The sequence below is a fragment of the Streptomyces sp. NBC_00569 genome (assembly GCF_036345255.1).
In the GTDB taxonomy this organism is placed as follows: domain Bacteria; phylum Actinomycetota; class Actinomycetes; order Streptomycetales; family Streptomycetaceae; genus Streptomyces.
This window is the reverse complement of record NZ_CP107783.1, coordinates 10,296,477-10,315,078: the sequence shown is the minus strand read 5'-3', so window position 1 is coordinate 10,315,078 and position 18,602 is coordinate 10,296,477. Positions and strand designations below refer to the sequence as shown.

The 18,602-nt window shown below is 68.4% G+C and carries 18 protein-coding genes; 6 read left to right on the top strand and 12 right to left on the bottom strand.

Annotation, left to right across the window (positions count from 1 at the left end):
- Window positions 1-394: 394 nt before the first annotated feature.
- Window positions 395-1,603, bottom strand: coding sequence for a PP2C family protein-serine/threonine phosphatase (locus tag OHO83_RS46750; RefSeq protein ID WP_266682016.1), 1,209 nt, complete (start codon window positions 1,601-1,603; stop codon window positions 395-397).
- 379 nt (window positions 1,604-1,982) lie between these two features.
- Here OHO83_RS46750 and OHO83_RS46745 point away from each other — a divergent pair, with 379 nt between their 5' ends.
- The 4 genes from OHO83_RS46745 to OHO83_RS46730 all read left to right on the top strand — a co-directional run bounded on the left by OHO83_RS46745 (window position 1,983) and on the right by OHO83_RS46730 (window position 3,755).
- Window positions 1,983-2,216 (top strand): MarR family transcriptional regulator, encoded by a 234-nt coding sequence (locus OHO83_RS46745; RefSeq protein WP_266682014.1) that lies wholly within the window; start codon window positions 1,983-1,985, stop codon window positions 2,214-2,216.
- A gap of 630 nt (window positions 2,217-2,846) precedes the next feature.
- Entirely contained in the window at window positions 2,847-2,990 is a 144-nt protein-coding gene (locus OHO83_RS46740; protein ID WP_266682012.1) for a hypothetical protein, read from the top strand.
- Window positions 2,991-3,082: 92 nt separating this feature from the next.
- Window positions 3,083-3,436 carry a hypothetical protein gene (locus OHO83_RS46735; RefSeq protein WP_266682010.1) on the top strand — a complete coding sequence of 118 codons (354 nt, stop codon included), beginning with the start codon at window positions 3,083-3,085 and terminating at the stop codon, window positions 3,434-3,436.
- Window positions 3,437-3,470: 34 nt separating this feature from the next.
- The gene (locus OHO83_RS46730) at window positions 3,471-3,755 is read left to right on the top strand and encodes a hypothetical protein (protein ID WP_266682008.1); all 285 of its coding nucleotides are present in this window, start codon (window positions 3,471-3,473) and stop codon (window positions 3,753-3,755) included.
- A 140-nt stretch (window positions 3,756-3,895) separates the two neighbouring features.
- Here OHO83_RS46730 and OHO83_RS46725 read toward each other — a convergent pair whose 3' ends face one another.
- Complete coding sequence (locus tag OHO83_RS46725; RefSeq protein ID WP_266682006.1) at window positions 3,896-4,441, bottom strand: GNAT family N-acetyltransferase; 546 nt, start codon at window positions 4,439-4,441, stop codon at window positions 3,896-3,898.
- Between the two features lie 331 nt (window positions 4,442-4,772).
- On the opposite strand from OHO83_RS46725, the gene OHO83_RS46720 reads away from it, so the two are divergent.
- Complete coding sequence (locus OHO83_RS46720) at window positions 4,773-5,258, top strand: DUF4265 domain-containing protein (RefSeq protein ID WP_266682004.1); 486 nt, start codon at window positions 4,773-4,775, stop codon at window positions 5,256-5,258.
- A gap of 362 nt (window positions 5,259-5,620) precedes the next feature.
- Here the strand turns inward: OHO83_RS46720 and OHO83_RS46715 are convergent, their stop codons facing one another.
- The 5 genes from OHO83_RS46715 to OHO83_RS46690 form a co-directional block, all read right to left on the bottom strand.
- A complete protein-coding gene (locus OHO83_RS46715; protein WP_266682002.1) occupies window positions 5,621-6,007 on the bottom strand; it encodes a hypothetical protein in 387 nt (128 codons plus the stop codon).
- Window positions 6,004-6,282, bottom strand: a complete 279-nt coding sequence (locus OHO83_RS46710) for a hypothetical protein (RefSeq protein ID WP_266682000.1) — start codon at window positions 6,280-6,282, stop codon at window positions 6,004-6,006. The genes OHO83_RS46715 and OHO83_RS46710 overlap by 4 nt, the downstream gene beginning before the upstream one ends.
- Before the next feature lie 448 nt (window positions 6,283-6,730).
- Complete coding sequence (locus OHO83_RS46700) at window positions 6,731-6,931, bottom strand: DUF6381 family protein (RefSeq protein WP_266681998.1); 201 nt, start codon at window positions 6,929-6,931, stop codon at window positions 6,731-6,733.
- Between the two features lie 236 nt (window positions 6,932-7,167).
- Window positions 7,168-7,704 carry a hypothetical protein gene (locus tag OHO83_RS46695; protein WP_266681996.1) on the bottom strand — a complete coding sequence of 179 codons (537 nt, stop codon included), beginning with the start codon at window positions 7,702-7,704 and terminating at the stop codon, window positions 7,168-7,170.
- A gap of 62 nt (window positions 7,705-7,766) precedes the next feature.
- Complete coding sequence (locus OHO83_RS46690) at window positions 7,767-9,527, bottom strand: acyltransferase (RefSeq protein ID WP_266681994.1); 1,761 nt, start codon at window positions 9,525-9,527, stop codon at window positions 7,767-7,769.
- Between the two features lie 330 nt (window positions 9,528-9,857).
- Between OHO83_RS46690 and OHO83_RS46685 the strand changes: the two genes are divergently transcribed.
- Window positions 9,858-11,096, top strand: coding sequence for an IS256 family transposase (locus tag OHO83_RS46685; RefSeq protein WP_266681992.1), 1,239 nt, complete (start codon window positions 9,858-9,860; stop codon window positions 11,094-11,096).
- 257 nt (window positions 11,097-11,353) lie between these two features.
- On the opposite strand, the gene OHO83_RS46680 is transcribed toward OHO83_RS46685, so the two are convergent.
- The 5 genes from OHO83_RS46680 to OHO83_RS46660 all read right to left on the bottom strand — a co-directional run bounded on the left by OHO83_RS46680 (window position 11,354) and on the right by OHO83_RS46660 (window position 17,628).
- On the bottom strand, window positions 11,354-11,881 hold the full coding sequence (locus OHO83_RS46680) for a hypothetical protein (protein WP_266681990.1): 528 nt from the start codon (window positions 11,879-11,881) through the stop codon (window positions 11,354-11,356).
- A 493-nt stretch (window positions 11,882-12,374) separates the two neighbouring features.
- Entirely contained in the window at window positions 12,375-12,563 is a 189-nt protein-coding gene (locus tag OHO83_RS46675) for a hypothetical protein (protein ID WP_266681988.1), read from the bottom strand.
- Window positions 12,564-12,742: 179 nt separating this feature from the next.
- A complete protein-coding gene (locus OHO83_RS46670) occupies window positions 12,743-14,113 on the bottom strand; it encodes an MFS transporter (RefSeq protein ID WP_266681986.1) in 1,371 nt (456 codons plus the stop codon).
- Between the two features lie 90 nt (window positions 14,114-14,203).
- Window positions 14,204-15,676, bottom strand: coding sequence for an NUDIX domain-containing protein (locus OHO83_RS46665; protein WP_266681984.1), 1,473 nt, complete (start codon window positions 15,674-15,676; stop codon window positions 14,204-14,206).
- An 86-nt stretch (window positions 15,677-15,762) separates the two neighbouring features.
- On the bottom strand, window positions 15,763-17,628 hold the full coding sequence (locus OHO83_RS46660; protein ID WP_266682106.1) for an ABC transporter ATP-binding protein: 1,866 nt from the start codon (window positions 17,626-17,628) through the stop codon (window positions 15,763-15,765).
- Between the last annotated feature and the right edge of the window lie 974 nt (window positions 17,629-18,602).

The window sequence follows — 18,602 nt, the reverse complement described above, 5'->3', positions numbered from 1 at the left end:
GGGGTGGGGCCACCCTCGGGGCCATGAGCTCGGTGAGGAGCCTGCCCAGGTCATCCGTGGATAGCGCCAGACCCAGGATCTGCACGATGCGCAGAGCGCAGTCCCGGATGGACTGAGCGTCCTTCTCGGGGGCCGCCGTGCTCCTAATCTCGTCGCGCACTCGACTGAACTGCTCGGCACTGATTGTTGGCCGGCTTACCGGTTGCGCCATGGTGCGCTCCTCCTGGAAGAGCGGGCCGTTCCACCCGCTCTTCCAGAAAGCGCTGAGCACGCCCCAGCGGCAACTGGAGAGAGCCGGCGCGCAGGCGCCGCCAGAGCCGCTCAGACTCCGTTGGCACGCGCTCAAGGTGCGCTGAGGACGGCGTACAAGCAGCGAGGCTCGGCGCAATGCCCGTCATCGGTGCTGCGGGTGCCATTCGAAGAGCAGGATGGTCGCGTCGTCCCGCAGTTGGTTGCGCTGGTGGTCGAGGATGGCGTGGATGAGCAGCCGCAGCACCTCGGCCGGGCGCTGGCCGGCGGCGGAGGAGCGGATGATGAAGTCGGTGAACCGGTGGAGGCCGAACTCCGCGCCGTCCGTGTCGCGTGCTTCTATAACGCCGTCGGTGTAGAGCAGCACGCAGTCGCCCGGTTCCAGTGTCGTCTCGTGGACCTGTCGGGCTGCCGGGGCGAGTTGGCCGGCCAGGCCGATCGGCGGCTGCGGGGGGCTGTCCAGTGCCCCATCGAGCACCCGCTCGGCACGGATCAGCAGCGGCGGTGGGTGACCGCAATTGACCCAGCGCAGCACCCCGGTCTGCGCGTCGAGCCGGCATAGCACGCCGGTGCAGAACTGGTCGGGCAGCCACCGGGCGAGCGCTTGGTCGACGAACCCGACGACGTCGGCCAAGTCGCAACCGCCGCGGCGGGCGTTCCGCGCCGCTGCCATGGCGACCGACGCGGTCAGGCCGGAGGTCAGATCGTGCCCCATGGAGTCGAGGATCAGGGTGTGCAGCACGTCCTTGACCACCGAGTGGTCGAAGGCGTCGCCGGCGACGTCGTACGCCGGTTCCAGGACCGCGGTGGAGACGCACCTGCTGCTGCCGATGGTTCGTGGTGGCAGGAAGGCCCGCAGCATCTCGGTGGGCAACCGCATGGTCTCGGTGCGGGTGCGGGCGACGAGCCAGTCGCTGTAGGCGCGCTTGGAGGTGATCAGCATGGCGAGCAGATGCGCCAGTATCAGGCTGCGGCGTATCCGCGCCCCGTCGAGCGAGGCGGTCCGAACCGCCAGCACGCCCAGCCGCTCCGCACCGTCGACCAGAGGCATCCAGACGATCACGCCGTCGTCGGCGTCGGCCACCCGCGGGGAGACGGTGCGGTACGCCCAGCCGGCCAACGAGTCGGCCACCGGTAGCGACTCCAAGGTCTCGTCGAGTGGGATGAGCAGCCGTTGTTGCAGGTCGACGAGGTAGATCAGCACGGTGTCCAGACCGAGGGCCGAGGCGCACCGGTTCGCCAGGGCGGGCAGTTCGACGGGCAGGGCCGTCTGCGCCTCGATGATCAGGCCTTCCAGCCGATTCTCATCGACGACGGGGTCGGCACTGGCGGACGCGTGCGATGGGTCCGACATGGGGATCACCCTTCCGGGCCCAGTCTCACACCGATCCCGACCTCTCTCACGTGAGGCACGATCGCGCCGGGTACGGCCGCGGCGGGGGCTGTTCCGTGTCACCGCGGGTACCAGACCACTCGCCCGCAGCATAGCTCTACCTGCGGTTATGGGCGGTTGGACGCGCTACCAGCGGCCGTCCGGACGCACTGCTGGATGAGCATCAGGGTCCGCCGAGGCAGCGTGCCGATCAATGTTCCATGGCGCGAACTGACTGATCGTCAACCTTCGCTGGCAACGATCAATCTTCAATGGCACGGGACAACCGGCGAGGCGGCGGTGGGCGAGTCCCCTGCCGGGGACTCGCCCAGAAAATCGAACACATGCTCTACTGAAATGCATGAGCACTACCGCCCCGTACGCCCTTACCGACCGGCAGCGCCGCATCGTCGCGTGCGCGCGCGAGTGGATCGCCGAGCACGGCGAGGCGCCGTCCGTGCGCGAGCTCGGCGCGGCCGTGGGACTGACCAGCACGTCCAGCGTCGCCTATCACCTGCGGCGGCTGCGGGAGCGGGGCCTGGTGGTCGAGACCCGAGGCCGGCCCAGCGGCCGGTGCCCGCACTGCGGGCAGTGACCCGTGCCGACAGCGCCTGGCCTCGCGGCGAGGTCGCAATGTTCCGCCTGAGCGGGCCCTCTAACGGGAGAAGGGCAGAGTGTCCGACTCCCGAGCGAGCTCATCGACGGCCGCCTCGCCAGGACCAATCTGGCCCACGTGACTCATCCCTCACCACATAATTGAAGATCACAATCCGGCGAAGGAGACATTGCCCAGGATGAGCCAGGCCACGGTTCCCCCGAGCATCAGGAACGCCAGCACCCGAATCACCGCGCCACCAAGCGGGTGCCCCGTGAGCTGCACTTTGACCCCGCCCCTGTGAACGATCGGGAAAACGGCAGATATCGCCAGAATGCACAAGAAACCCATAATCCCCCTCTGTTGGGACCGCCCCCAGCGAACCTGGCTGCCAAACCTTACTGAGTTCGAACTTGAGACTTGCGAGCAGGCAACCCCGGCAGTTGCTGATGCCCGGACAGCTCGGACGTCGGCATCATGCGCTGATGCCGACGGAGGACACGTAGGCGTAGGCGGCGTAGTCGCTGTCGAGGTCGGTGATGATGTCGTCCCAGATCGCGGATCAAGTTCTCCCGGCGGCGGACCCAGTACGCACTGTCGAGGCGCTCCAGGTTGGCGCAGGTAGCGCAGATGATCGAACCCGACCCCGGCGACGCCCAGCCCACGGTCAACCCGATTTTGAATCCGACCCCGGGCGACCAGCCCGCCATCGACCCGATCCCCGCCCCCACGGGCGACGCGGTCACCGCGGTCACCCAGGGTGCCGGTACGTAGTGAGACGGTTGCGCGGAGCGCGACCAGGTACTCGGTTCCAGACAGCGCACAGCCCAGGCAACCCAGAGAACTCGGAATGAGGAGGTATCGACGTGCACTCGATCAGGATGGGAAGGATTGCGGTCCTCTTGGGCGCCGCCGTCTTCTGCCTCGCCGCTCCGGCCCAGTCGTTCGCCGATTCCGGCACGGCCCCCAAGGCCGCCTACTGCGGGACGGATGGGGCCACCGGGCTCGCGGTGTCGGCGACCGGGAACGTGTCCTGCGGCGCCGCGCTGCAGGCGGCGGCCGCCTACACCAAGGCCTGGCACGGCACGGCGGCCAAACCCGTCCAGGTCCGCAGGGCGGGCACCACGTGGCAGTGCCAGGAGCGGCCGGGCGACCCCAACCCCTACCAGGCGTGCGTCGACGCACAGGACCACACCCGGCTGGTCACGCTGTCGTCCTGACCCGACCGGCTCCGCCACCGAAAGGCCCTCCCCCATGATGTCCCTGCGACTGCCGTCGATCGCGGCCGGCGCCCTGGTGGTGCTCGCGCTCTCCCCGATGGCCCATGCCGCTCCCATCGCTACGCGCGACGTGTGCACCACGGCGATGGCCGCCGCCGACAGCGCCGAGAACGACTACAACGCCATCAAGAAGGACCTGGAGCGCCGCATCGCCGACGACGGTCACCCGGACAAGTCCGAACTGCAGGCACTCCAGGATGCCGACGCGAAGCGCGTCATGACCGCCTCCCAGGCCCAACGCGCCTGCGGGCTGCTCTGACTGGCTTCGTCCACGAGAACGGACAGCGTTTCGGGAGGCGTTCGGCCGTCTCCGCCTGGTGAATGTTCACGAGTTCAACAGCGCTGGGCTCCGTCTCAGCGGTGCTGTCGAGTTGCGGATCCGCGTGGTCGAGCACGAGCTCAATCGGACGGCGTGACCGACCTCCACACGCCGAACCACTGCTCGGCGCCGTAGTCCTCGTACCGCTCCACCTCGGTGAACCCCAGCTTTGCCGCCAGGCGCATCGAGCGCTCGTTGGCGGTCTGAGTGCGCAGCACCACCGCCTCGCCGGGAAGCGCGTCGGCGAACCAGTCGAGTGCCGCTGCGCACGCCTCGGTGGCGTACCCGTGTCCCCACGCCTGCGGCAGGAGCAGGTAGCCGAGCTCGGTCTTCCCGATGTCCGGACGGACGTGCCCCGGACCCTCTGCGTGCGGACCGAGCATGATCGTGCCGATCATCGCCCCGTCAAGATCGATCACAAAATAGCCGGGGCGCTGCCCGGGTACCTCGGGCACCGTGCGTTCGAGCTCGGCACGCGGTTGAGGGCCACCGAGGTAGGTGCCCACCTCTGGCGAGGCGTTGAGCTCGATGACCGCCGGACGATCCCGGGCTTCGGACCCGCGGAGTACGAGCCGCTCGGTCTTGATCGGAGCAGGTGGCCAAGCGAGGGCTCTGGGGTCAGTCATGCCGGCCAACCTAGCCAGCAGGCTCAGAAGTGATCAAGACTCGCCGACCGATACTCACCGGCCCAGGGACCTACCCTCACCAACGGGGCTGGGCCCTACAAGCCGGGCCTGCCAGGGACGAGATGCCTCCCGTTCTCGTGATCGGCTTCGGCAGCGGCCGGCCGCCTCCCGAAGTGCCGTACATCTGCTGCCGGGATCCGGGTTCTGGCTCACATTCTGTGGAGATGCACGCCAAGTAACGACTGCGTGTGTGCCGTCGAGCCTGCTTCTCGCTGTAGATGCAGTTCTGCCTGGATGGGACCGAGGGTTCTCCATCCGCCATGCTGGCGTGATGAACGATGCTGCGGGTGCGCTGGTGAAGGTGCGGTTCGCCCTTGACCAGGACGAAGAGGGCTGGCCGCCGGTAGGTGGCGAGAGCCTCTGGGCGGTTGATGTCGGCGACGAGTTGGTCCGCATCGACAACGTGCCGTTCTTCGTTCGTGATCTGGCGTGCGGCGACATTGTCCGGACTCGCGTGGAAGGAGACGGACGCCGCTACTTCCAGGAGCGGGTGCAGTGGTCGGGTAACTGCACCGTGCGCGTGATTCCGTTCTCAGACGGGCCGTCGCGACTGGAACGGCAAGCCGTGCTCGACCTGTTCGCACCGCTGGGTGTTTCCGGCGAGGGCGTGGACCAGTTCGGGATGGTGGCACTCAATGTGCCCGCGAACGCCGACTTTATGGCGATCCGGGAGTTGCTGACCCAGGGATCGACCGATGGGCGGTGGGATTACGAGGAAGGCTGCGTAGGGGACGCATGGGAGACAGCCACAAGCTGACTGCTGTGGTTGAACCTCGTGCACAGCGGAGAGCCGAGCCTGGCCATTCAGGCACCGCTCCGAGCGACGGTTGGATCGGTAACTGTCACTCAGCGTGCACGCTCCACGGAAAGTGAGCCAGAGCCGGGATCCGTGAATAGAACCACCCTGACCCATCCGCCACTCACCCCCGTCGGAAGTCCGGCGCCGGCCAACACCGCCGCGATGCCTGCGGCGTTGCGCGGCACCCGATCCGGACCGTGCGGAAAACCACCTACATGCGCAAAACGCAAAAGGGCCCGGCACACGATCGTGTGCCGGGCCTTGAGCGCCATGGCTTTGTCCACGAGTTCTGGACAAAGTCATGGAGTGGGGCTCCTGCGCTATTCGCTGGGGTCGAGGGGCGTGATGCCGGTGTCCGCGTAGAGCTCTGGCTGGAGGGACAGCACGGTGACGGGGGTCCCGGCGAGTCCGGCTTCCCAGGCAATCGCCGCCGGGTGCGTGGCGGCGAGGTGAGTGCGCGGCCAGGTTGCGGCCTGCAGTGCGTGCTCGGTGGTCAGTGGCAGATGCTCGACATGGCGGAGCTGGGAGGCGTGGACACCGGCTCCCGGGCGGGCTACCTCTGCGGCCCACACGCACGCGGCCGGCACCACGATGTGTCCGCGCTGGTGGCTGGCCTCGATGTAGAGGCCGGTGAAGAACTCGTCCGCGTCGTACAGGGCGACGAGCGCTGTGTGGTCCAGGACGGCGGTCTCGCTGTGGTCGCTCACGCGGCGCGGCCGCTGCTGTGGCCGGCCGCCCGGTGGGTGCGGATCTTCTCCCAGGCCGAGGCCCCGGTCGCCTTCATCTTCGGGGTGTACTCGATGCCCAGCTCGCGGGCCGCGTCCTGGGCCCGCTGCTCGCGCTCGGCCTCGGTCGGCTCCCGCTCGGCGAGCTCCGCCAGCAGCGCGGTCAGGGTCATGTGACGCTCGTCTGCCAGGACCTTGAGCCGGTCGCGGACGGCTTGTGTGGTCTTGATGCTGGTCGTCGCTTTCGTCTCGCTCATACACCCGACTCTACCGCTGGTAGAGTCGGGTGTCAGGAGAACACGTGCCCCGTCTCAACGGTCACCCGCGACGGCTTTGGCGCCCCCGCAGTCGCGGTTCCGCAACCCCGACGTCGCCGAGGGCGCAGTCTCGTTGTCGCAGGTCAGAGCCGGACCCTGGGGGCGCGTCGCCCGGAGGCGCCTCACGGCCTCAGACCTGGGTGTCGACACCGTCAATCGGCATCGCCAAGGGCCTGGACCAGGTGCCGGTCATCCCTGTCAGCTGCCGGGCGAGCCGGTCGAGTTCGCGGAACGTTCGGCGGTACTGCCGGTGGGGTGCGGTGGTCTTGCAGGTGTTGTTGGCGGCGGAGGGGTTGTTCTTGAGCGGAGACAGTGGTGACCGGCCGGGGGCCTCTCGCGTGCCCGGAGAGCCACGGGGGTCGGCCCCCGGCCGGTGGTCTGTGCTCGGCTACCGGTGGGACGACACCGTCGGGTCGGTGTCCGGCGTGCGCGTACCGCCTGTGTGCTCGCTCTGCGCCTTGAGGTGGCGGGCCTGGTCCTTCAGGCGCTGGCGCTCCTGCGGGTCAGTGGCGCGTTCCGCGGCCTGTTCGAGGTCCTTAGCCCGGGCACGCATCTGCTGGGCACGACCGGACTCGCCTGCAACGCTCATGATCACTCCTTGGGTGATGAGGAAGAGCGGGCCACATCAGCGAAACAGGCCTCGCCACCCCTGGCATCTCGATCAATCACCCACTGTTATATGCGCAGTTGGAGAAGCTCACGCGGAACGACTTGTGTGCCGGACCCTGCTCACGTCGTGGGGTGCCTCGCTCAGTGGCCCTAGTGCAGCCGATATGAAGCGGAGCGTGAGACGGTGCAGCGAAATCTGAGACCTTACATCTGGCGTCAGGCGCCGATGCCGACGGAGGACACGTAGGCGTAGGCGGCGTAGTCGCTGTCGAGGTCGGTGATGACGTCGTCCCAGATTTCGTCCATCAGGCCGGCGTCCTGGGCGGCCCAGGCATCGACCATGTCGGCCCACACGTATCGGACCGTGATCGAGCGTTCGGTGATGTTCGTCCGGGCGCGGCTGGGGGTGACGGCGCTCTGGTCGACGGGGTAGATCTCCATGCGGCGGCCTTGGCCGTCGTTGTCGAGGTGGCGCTTGAGTGAGCCGGAGCGGATCAGGTTCTCGCGGCGGCGGACCCAGTACGCGCTGTCGAGGCGTTCCAAGTTCGCTTTGGAGGGGCGGGACTTGCCCTTAAACCATGAGCGCATGGCGCGGTCGGTGACGCCCTGGGCGCTCAGCTCGGCGCGGCCGGCCTTGCTGTCGAGGTAGCGCAGCCGGGCGTTCTGGCCGCGAGTCGAGGTGATGGGTGAGGAAAAGCCGGACTCGTAGACGATGCGGTTGAGTTCCAGGATCAGGGCCTCGCCGCCCTTCATCCCGCGCGTATCGAATTTCTTCCAGTCGCCCCAGCGTGCCCACAATTCTGGCGACCCGGCCACTATCGCTTACCCCCGAGCGTGTAGAGCTTCTTTTCCTTGACCTGGTTCAGGTCGCGCCCCTGAGGGAACACCGGACGCCAGTCCCCCGCAACGTGAAGTTCGTCCGTTCCGGAAATTTCCACCACCGTCAACCCCGCCGTGTTCGCCTTATAGGCTTTGCGCCACAGGTTCGTGAATGCCTTGGCGCGGATGATGTGCATCCAGTCCGGACGGCGAATATCCGTATTGGTGCTGGATTCACCGATCGTGGACACGAACTTAGAATACATGGATTTCACGTACTCCACGGCGACTTCGTCGCCTTCCGCAACAGCCGTTTTCCGTGATTCCGCCAGAGCACGGCGCAGCTTTTCGAGCAGACTTTCCGTACCGCCGGACAACAGGGCCCGGTGGATGACGGGCGCCTCACACAGACCCCACCGCGCGCAGTCGAGCAGCAGCCGCAACAGGGAGTCAGGAACCCACAGCGGCCCGGGCTCCTGCCGGTTCCCCAGCGGGTTGGGCAGGTTGGCGTGTGTCCACTCGGCCGGGGTGATCTGGTAGACACCGGACTTTCTCGGCTCGTGCACGCCCGTCGTGTCTTCCACCAGCTTTCCGACCGGGAGCCAGCACTTGAACGCGGACAGGTAGGCCGCATTCATGTCCAGGGCAGTCACCTCGATGTCCTGGCCCTTCCTGGCCAGATCGAAAGCCGTCTTATTGCGCCACTTCGGGCGGCCCTCCCAGATTTCATCCGCACCCTTCTGCGACTTCTTCCGCAGAACGTCATCGGTCGGCGGGAACTTGGAGTGCGCGTAGCGTCCGCCGACCCGGGAGCGCTCGAACAACGCCATCACGTCCGGGATCGCACGCTTGATGAGAGCCGCCTGCGCCGTCTCGACGTCTCCCTGATGCTCACTCAGGACATCCCGCACACGGGCGTGGATCTGGTCGACCAGCGTCCCCGAGGCGTAGCCGGGTGCCCGACTCACCGTCGGCCGCGAAGCCTCCGCAGCAACCGGAGCCAGTTCCCCGACGACGGCCGGAGCGGGCTCCCCCTCCGGCACGGGTACGGGCGCCGGCACGGCAGGCTCCACGGGCGCCACGGCCGAGTCAGGCTCCGGCGCGGGCACCTGCCGAACGGACTCACACGCCGCAGGTGCAGCCGAGACCGCGACGACGTCCGAGCCGACATCCGCAGCCTCGGCCTCAGGCTCAGGCTCAGGCTCAGGCTGCGGATCGCCGGGGTACGGCGCCGCAGGCTCCCCCGGGCCGGTAGGCGCGAACTCCTCCTCCTGGTCTTCGCCTTCGGTGTAATCGGCCAACGGCGCGAGCGGCGCAGCCGCGTCCAGGGCCTCGGTGCACTCCTCGCTCGTCAGGTGCTGCCACATGCCCTCCACCGCCTCCGTGGCAGGCTCCCCGCACAGCACGCACGGCCCGCCCAAAGCCTCATTGCGCGGCACCGGCGCAGGACTTCGCGTGAGCGCTGCGGGGGACGCAGCAAGCAGGAGCGAGGCCTGCGCGGCACCACCGTCGCGGTCCGCGGCGAGGGCTGTCACTGCGTGCGTCGGGCCGGCCAGCAGATCCAGCACCCCCAGCCCGTAATGCGCCGCCAGCCGGTCCACATCATCCAGAGTCCAGTGCTGCTTACCCGACTGCTTACGCGACACCTGCGCCTGAGCCTGCCCCAACGCAACCGCAAGATCCCCCTGCCGCTCACCCACCCGACTCATCAGCGCCGACACCGTAAGCCTCAACAGTTCTTCAGTACCAAGCGACATGTATGACACACTAGCAAGTTCGATACTGAAACCGTATAGAAGATGCTGCTTCTCGCTCCTTGATTCGCCTCAGACGCGGGTTAGTTCATAAGAGCCCAGTGAATGGCCCTGGTGGGGGCAAGCTGTGGCAACTGGACATCTCCGGCGGCACGGGTGGTCAGGTGCACCAAGATGCCGTCGCACGACGCGCAGCAAAGGTTGCGTCCAGGGAAGTGGTGTACGGGTTCGACCTGATCCGGGGGTTTGCCCCGGCATCGGGATGGTGCCCGCATAGATGAACGGCCACCGGCTGATCTTCGAAGTGACGAAGCCTCGAAGGAGATCAGCACGATGACCGCACCTGACAGTCTGCCCCTGCACGCCCTCGCGGAAGACAACCTCGCCACGGCGAGTCCGGATCTGCTGCGCGCGATGGTCAAAACGTTCGCCGACGCACTCATGTCCGCGGAGGCGGATGCCCTCTGCAACGCCGAATACGGGCAGGTCAGCGACGACCGCGTCAACCACCGCAACGGCTACCGCCCACGCGAGTGGGACACGAGGACCGGCACCGTCGAACTGGCCGTTCCCAAGCTGCGCCAGGGCAGTTACTTCCCCCACTGGCTCCTCGAGCGACGCCGCCGGGCCGAACAGGCCCTCATCTCGGTGGTCGCCACCGCCTACCTCCTCGGCGTGAGCACGCGCAGAGTCGAGAAGCTCGCCGCCTCCCTCGGCGTCACCCAACTGTCGAAGTCCCAGGTCAGCGCGATGGCCAAACACCTGGACGAACAGGTCACAGCCTTCCGCAACCGGCCGCTCGACGCCGGCCCCTACACGTTCGTCTGGGTCGACGCACTGACCCAGAAGGTCCGCGAGGGCGGCCGCATCACAGGCGTCCACGCACTGATCGCGGTCGGCGTGAACGCCGACGGACACCGCGAGATCCTCGGCATCGACGTCGCCTCCAGCGAGGACGGCGCCGGCTGGCTCGCCTTCCTGCGCTCACTGATCGCCCGCGGCCTGTCCGGCGTCCAGCTCGTCATCTCCGACGCCCACGCAGGCCTCGTCGACGCGATCGGTGCAGTGCTGCCCGGAGCTTCGTGGCAAAGGTGCCGCACCCACTACGCCCGCAACCTACTCAGCCAGGTTCCGAAATCGGCCCAGCCCTGGGTGGCCACCTTGCTGCGGACCGTCTTCGAACAGCCCGACAGCGAGGCGGTCCAGGCCCAGATGCGGCACGTTCTGGACGCGCTGGAGGCCAAGTTCCCCAAGGCAGCAGCCCACTTGGACACCGCCCAGCACGATCTGCTGGCGTTCACCGCGTTCCCGCGGGAGATCTGGCGGCAGATCTGGTCGAACAATCCTCAGGAGAGGTTGAACAAAGAGATCCGCCGTCGCACCGACGTGGTCGGGATCTTCCCCGACCGCACCGCCGTGATCCGGCTCGTCGGGGCGGTCCTGGCCGAGCAGAACGACGAGTGGACCGAAGCCCGCCGCTACATGGGACTCGACCTCCTCGCCAAAACCCGCCTCCACCCGATCGAGTCAGAAACCGACGACACCGCCCTGCCCACCGAACTCACCGCATAGCCTCAAAACGAGATCACCGAGTGGCCGTCAATACACCACTCCAGCGGACGTGACCCCCGCGTATCCGGTTGGTGGCGGCCATAGGGGGGCGCGGAGTGACTTGCCGGACCCTCAACCGCGGTCGTCGCTCTGGCACTTGACCTCACTAACCATCGTGCTCCACCTCGTAACGACCCAGGGTCTATCACGGAGGTCAACGGCTGCGTAGACGATCGAGGTCACAAGCCGCCGGTGAGCAGATACGGATCAGAGCGAGGTCACCTCGGCTGGCGAGCCAACCGCTTGAGCGTTCGGCACGGCATCGCGCTCTCGACACCGGCCCCCAGGCTGGAGAAGAGGTCTGCGTCCCCGGCCTGCAGCGCGGCAGCTGCGCGGACGACGCCTTCCTTGTCCGGGTAGATCGACAGGCTCACCGGGCCCTTCGTCTCCTCATGGTGGGCCAGCCCGAGGAAGAACTCCTTCTCTTCCGGCTCCTGCGCGCCGAAACGCACCGAGAGGTCGAACGTGCTCGGTTGCCGCCCTTTGAGGACGAGGAGCACCTGGGCGTGGTCCGGTGCGACCCGCCAGTGTGCGTCGATCGTCGTTCCCGTGCTCTGGATGCCTGTTGTCCCGTCGAGCGAGGCCTCGGTATAGGCCTCGTCCAGTCCCGATACGGCGTCACGCGGCACGGGTTGTAGCAGCATCATGCTCGGTCCCAGTTCCACGAACAGTGGGAAGGCCGTCGCGTCGATCGTTGCATCCGGGTCTGAGTCACCGTTCGATCCTACGAGGTCATGGCCATCCATCTCAGGCCGCGCAGCCGCCCCTCCAGATGTGGCAACGGACCGCCTGACGCCGCGACTTGTGATGGAGCGCCCCCGCTGTCGACCTGGGTTTCCTCAATACGCACCCTCACGCCATCGGGCCGTTCGGCCCTGTACCTATGGCTCTGTCCAGCGCTCAAGTTGCGCGTGTCTGGACGACCGTCTGGTGACGCGCTGGCTGACTGGCCGCATCGGCGGGCAGTTGGCTCGTGAGGGCCTGGCCCAGCCCGGTTGTCAGTGGCGACTCTCAGGCCGCGCCCACAGCGAGGGCGCGGCCCCCGCGCGGAGCGGTGGAGTTGAGCGATGGCGCGCACCGGACGCCCATGGAAGGATCCCCGGGAGCCAGCAGAGAGGCCTGTGGGCTGGTGTGCAGCTCGAAGAGCGTGGTGTCCTCGGCGGTGAGCTGGTACAGGAGCGCGGCGACGACGGCTCGGGCGTACCCGCGACGCCGGAGGTCGGGGTGGGTGACGACGAGTTACACGCGTGCGGCCTGGCCTCGGAGATAGGACGGGGGCCGGGGCACCTGGGCGAGTTCACCGCGGTCGGCTGGTATGGCCCAGTCCAAGACGTCCCAACGCCGCGGTTCCTCGTCGTCCGCAGTGCGCCGCACGTACGCCTGCGGCATCAGCACTTCGCGGGGCAGCGCCAGCAGCGCTTCACTCACAGGGCCTGGTCGTACATCGCCCGCGTCGCGGACTCGCGTGACCATCGCCGCCCGCATGGCTGCGATGTCCGATTCGTCCTGGGGAGCCGCAGCCGTCCCGAGGGTCGCGTCCACAGCCTGACGTGGCCTGGACCGCCTGAGGATTGGCGGTGACCGTCGTCTGGGGGTTGTGCCCGGGGTCACAGGGCCTCTCCTTCGCCCGTACAGGCTGCTCCGGGGCGCGACGGCCCCGGTAGCACTGGTGGGGTGCACTGTTCGGACATGGCGGAGTCCCCGGCGTCAGAAGGCGAGGACGGGTGGCCGGGCATGTGACGCAGACCTCGAAGGGGCGAGCACGTCAGGACGGCGAACGGCACGGTGAGGAGAGCCGCGCCGGTGATCAGCGCGGGACGGACACCCACCCACACGCCCAGACCTCCGGCGAGGAGTGCCGCTAGTGGGCGGGCAGCCGAGGTCAGACAGGTGCTGACTGCTTGCATGCGGGCCTGCATGCAAGCTTCCGTGACGATCTGCCGGATCGAACGCTGCGTGGTGCCGGCCGCTCCGGCGCACGCCAGCTGCACGAACAGCGCACCTCCGATCACGGTCTGCCAGGCGAGGCCGGGAGAGGCGAGCAGCAGGGGCAGTTGAGTTGCCGGGGTCATAGCGAGGGCGGTGAGCATCATCGGTCCCGGCCCGTAGCGGCGGGTGAGGCCAGGCGCGGTCAGGGCTCCCGTGGCCGCGCCGAGGGCGCCGGCTCCCAGGACGACGCCGAACGCTGTCGCGCTGATCTGCAACGTCCGCAGCAGATACAGGGCCCACAGGGTGTTGAGGAGCCCGAGGGCGAGCGAGGTCGTGGCGTTGACCAGGGTCAGGGTCCATAGCCGCTCGTCGCCGCGTACGTACCGCAGGCCCTCTGCGATCTCGCGGCTTAGCCGGCGGGTCTCCGCGCGTGCGCGGGCGGGTTCGGCGGTCTGGATGCGGGCGGTGCATACGACGCTGATCAGGTAGGAGACGACGTCGCCGAGCAGGGCCCGAGCGGGGCCGAGGAGCGCGGTCAGCGCGGCGCCGAAGTGGCTTCCGGCGGTCGCAGCGACGGCGAACAGTGCGCCCACGCGACTGTTGCTCCGCTGGATCAAGGACCGTTCGACGAGGCTGGGCAGCAGGCTGATGGCCGCCGCGTCATGGAGCACGCTCGCCGCTCCCTGAACCACGGCCACGATCATGAGCTGGGACAGGGTCAGGGTGCCCAGCGCGGCCGAGAGCGGCACGGTGGCGAGCACCGTGGCGCTGACCAGGTCACCGGTGATCATCTGCCGGCGCTTGGAGTGCCGGTCGGCGAGGGCGCCGGCGTGCAGGGCAAGCAGCGCGGGCGGGAGCTGTCCGAAGAACGCCAGCCAGGCGACCTGGGCGGTGGTGGCGTCCAGATGGAGCACGGCCAGGACCGGCAGCGCCATCTGCGTGATCGAGCTGCCGGTCACGCTCGCGGCCTGGCCGGTCAGGTACCGGCGGAAGTCCCCGTGCCGCCACAGCGAGGTGCCGGAGGCGGATGGAGTCTCAGCACGGGGCATCACAGTGCACCCCCGGCTCCTCCAGGCCCTTCCGCGCCGCGCGCCTGGGCTCGGGCCGGGCCCTCTCCACGATGGGTGTGCTCACCCTGCTCACCAACTGAGTTGGGAGTAGGGGCGGCCTTCGGCGATCGCGGCGATGGCCGTTCGGGTGTAGGAGACGATCCGGTCCGGCAGCTCGTGTCGCGGCCACCATTTCCACGTCAGGCACTTGTCGGGCTCAAGGACTTTCGGTTCCCCCTCCCACCGGCTGGCCTTGAAGAACAGTTGCATCAACGGCAGCGAGCCCGGGGTGTCGACGACGTGGACGACGTGCGCGAGCTCCACGTCCGCGGGGTCGATGACCAGGCCGGCCTCCTCTCTCGCCTCGCGGACCAGGCAGGCGAGGGCGGACTCCTGCTCGCATCGGCCGGCGAGGTAGTGCCATGTGTCGCCCGCGTACTTTGATTCGGGGTGGCGCAGGCCGAGAAGTACCCGGCCTTCGGCGTCTTCGAGGTGGAGGTGGACTCCGATGCCATTCAGCACCGTCTGGCTGCCCCCGTCCCACACGGCGGGAGCCGCGGCCTGGTTGGTGTCTGGGGGGTTCTCGGCCGCGTGCCGGTGAATCAGGTCCCGGGTGGCGGGGCTCAGACGCAGCCGGTCCAGTTCATCGGGGGCGAACCAGCGCAGCAGCACACCCTCGTGCAGCGCGAGACGCTCGGCGTTGCCGCGCCACCGGGCGGCGAAGACCTGGACGGGGACGCTGAGGCCGTCGATGCTGGTGTCGGCCTCCACGGCGTAGGGCCTCACGTCCTCAAGGCGGAGCTCGGGCACCTCCTCGGACAACTCCCGCAGCAGCGTGTCCTCAAGGCTCTGGTCGTCGTGCGTGCGGCCGCCTCCGAGAAGAGCGAACGCCCCCGACTGGCAGATGAGGCCGGGTTTGTGGTCGCGCAGATGGAGCAAGTAGCGACCGGCCCCGTCGTGGATCAGCGCGCAGGCGTTCACGGGTTCCGGCTTCCCGTCCATGCCCTGGGCGCGCGCGGCCAGGAGCTTGTTGCGCAGGGTCGACGAGCGCACCTTGGCCAACTCGAGCCATTGGGCACCGTCGACCTCCTCGTCCTGCAGCGCGAGCTCAGGATGCTCGTCGGAGCTGAGGTAGAAGGCATAGCGGAAGTCGAAGTGCTGATGCGGGCGTTCGCCTTTGGAGGGGTTGGCGTCGATGTCGTGGGTGTCGACGTCGATGGGAGAGCCGAGGAACTGCGGGATCAAGCAAAGATCCCTCGCCTGCAGCCCGGTCTCCTCACAGACCTCGCGCAGCGCCGCAGCCAGGAGCGTCCGGTCTCCCTCGATGTGGCCTCCAGGGGTCAGAAGCAAACCCGTGTTCCGGTGACCGATGTGCAGGACGCGCTGTTCCCGGTCGATGACCACCGCGCTGCACGTCACGTGTCCGGGCAGCGTCGCACGGTCGGTCGGGTCGCCGGCCCCGTTCAGGAGCGTGATCAGCCCGGCGAGGGCGTCGCGCTCGGCTGGGTGGCGGGCCAGGTACTTTTCGGCAGTCCTGCGGATGTCGGAGCGTGTGAGCGGCATGTCGTCACCTTGAGATGTTGCGAGGGTGGGTGCGGCGGTAGGGAGGGCTTCTGCGGCGGGGCGCGTGGGGGTGGCGCCGTGCCCCCTCACGCGGAAGCCTCTTGCATGTCGCCGTCGGCCTCGGAGGCGATCTGGTAGGACAGCAACTTCGCGAAGGGGCCCTCCTGGTCGCAAAGCTGGGCGTACGTCCCCTCTTGGACGATCTTGCCGTCGTCGAGGACCACGATGCGATCGGCGATGGCGACACTGGTCATGCGGTGAGTCACCAGCAGGACGGCTCGGTTGCGGGCCAGGGTTCGCAGCCGCTGGAAGATGCGGTACTCGGCGCGGGGGTCGAGGTTGGCTGTCGGCTCGTCGAGGACCAGCAGTCCGGCCTGCCGGAAGAATGCTCTGGCCAGGGCGATGCGCTGCCACTGACCGCCGCTCAGCTCTTCGCCGTTGAGCCACTCGCGGGCCAGGAGAGTGTCCAGACCCCCGCGGAGCTTGTCGACGACCTCGTCGGCGTCGGCGGCCTGGCACGCCTCGCGGACCGCCTCGTCGCCCCGCTCGGTGGGCTGCCCCTGATTCACGTTCTCGCGCACGGTCAGCGGCCAGTGGGCGTAGTCCTGCGGCACGAGGGCGACTTGCTGCCACAGCGCCTGCGGGTCGATGGTGTCGGTGGGAACTCCGTCCCAGAGCACCTGTCCGCCGCCGGATGGCAGGTAGAGGCCGCTGATCAGCTTCGACAGCGTCGACTTGCCCGAGCCGTTGAAGCCCACCAGTGCAGTGACTTCGCCCCGGCGCAGAGTAAGAGAGACATCGGACAGGGCGTCGCGGTCCTTGCCCGCGTAGCGATGGGTGAGCGACTTGACCTCGATCGTCTCCGGCGCCGGGGGCCGGTGCGGGCCGCGGCGCATGCGGAAGCCGCCGGCTCTGTCCAGGAAGCGGGTCCAGTCGTCCATGTAGAGCCCGGTCCGTACGGCGCGCGCGCCGACGGACACCAGGCCGCGGACCGACATGCCGGCAGTCTGCAGGGCGAAGACAGCCGTTCCGGCGTGTCCGACGGTGATCCGGCCGGTGGCGAGCAGCCATACGACCGCTGCCCACACCACTGCTGACCCCAGCCCTCCGCACAGTGCGCCGATCAGAGACATGCGGGCGCCTTGGTCGGCTGCGGACCGGTCCTCGCGGTTGATCCGGGCGACGGTGCTGCGGTAGCGGCCGGAGAGGAAGGGGGCCATGGTGCCGGCGCGGATCTGGTCGGCGGCGTCCTTGGTGTAGATGTGCCAGCGCAGTACCGACAGCATCCGGGCGTCCCCGTTGCTGCGCAGGTTGGCCAGGTAGCGGACGCGTGCGGCACTGACCTGGGCCACGGCTTGCGGCAGGCTGGCGGCGACGAGGAGGGGGAGGAGGACCCAGTGCACCCCGGCCAGGACGATAGCCCCGGCGAGGAAGGCGGCGGCCGAGGCGATCAGGTCCTGGCCCTCATTGATCAGGTCGCCGGTGACCTGGGCGCCGCGGTCGGCGGCTTCGCGGTCGCGGTTGAATTCCGGGTCGTCGTAGGCGCACAGCTCGACCTCGGCGCAGCCTGTGAGCAGCATCTGCTCGGCCTCGCGGGTCATCAGCGGACTCAGGCGGGAAGACAGCCAGTTCACGGTGATGCCGAGGAGCGCGCGCACACCGGCGGCCCCGGCGAGCAGAGCGACGGAGGGCCACGCCTGAAGGAGCCGGTGGTAGACGTCACCGTCACGCAGCAAGGCGGTGAGGGTACCGGCGATAGCGACCAGGCCCAGGGCCTGCATCACGCCGGTGATCAGCTGGCACAGGAGAAGGCCGACGGTCGCCCGTCGGTCGACGCGCCAGGCCAGGGCCAGCGAGCGGCGCACCAACTGGGGCAGGCGGCGGGCCATGTCGCGCATCCGGATCGAGCGTCCGGCCGCTTCGCGGCTGCCGGTCACGTCGACGAAGCGCATCTGCTGCCCGGGTGGAACGGCGTCGCCTGGCGCTGCAGCGGCAGAGGGGGCGGACGGCCCCGCGGTGGTGCGCGGTCCTGGAACGCTGTCGGCTGAGACATGGGTGGGCTCACTCATGCCGCCCACCCCGTATCCGGAATTGATGCGGCGCGCAGCTGACCGGTGCTGGGCAGCTCGGCGGCAGGGCGCTGTCCGTTTTCGGCAGGCTGATGCATGGGGGCAGGGGTGCAATTCATGGCGATATTTCTCCTCAAGTGGTGCAGCACAGCTGGTGCCGCAAGGTGCCCAACTGCGCCTAAATGCAGATGGGTTGGTGCTTTGTGATGGTGTCTTGGTCAACGACGGGGCGGGGTGGATCGAACACGCGTGTTTTGGACGAAGCGGGTTCGCCGAGGGCGTGCGGGATGCGCCCGTTCCGAACACCTGAGCCCTTGTGTTTGTGCGGGTGGCATCACGAGAGGGATTGGCCGAAACGCCGCAGCTGATACGCATGTGACGTATGAGGTTCGCTGTCAGGTGCCCGCCGCCCTCCACAGCCAGTCCCCTCGATCAGATCCGCGCGCTCCCCCGGGCGTGGACACCCCGTGGGCCGTTCGCTGCCTGGCTTGCGGCGCTCCCGGCACCCCCCACGCTGGGCTCCATCCGCAGGGGTCAGGGCGGCTGCGGGCCCTGCGGCCGGCGCAAGGCCAACGAGACGATGCGTCATGACCCTGTGGAGGCCGCCGCAGTGATGCGGGCGGCGGGCCTAGAGCCTCTGGAGCCGTATCCGGGGTCTGCGTTCCCGTGGAAGAGGCGCTGTACCGGGTGCGGCGCCATCGTTTCCCCGCGGCTGGGCTCCATGACCGGCAAGAACCGTCCGGGATGCAAGCTGTGTGGCAACCGGCGCGCGGAGTGGCTCCGGACCGGCCATGGTCCCCACGACATCGAGCGGCCCCCGACCCAGGGCTACACGGGGCAGGAGACTGCCTAGGTCG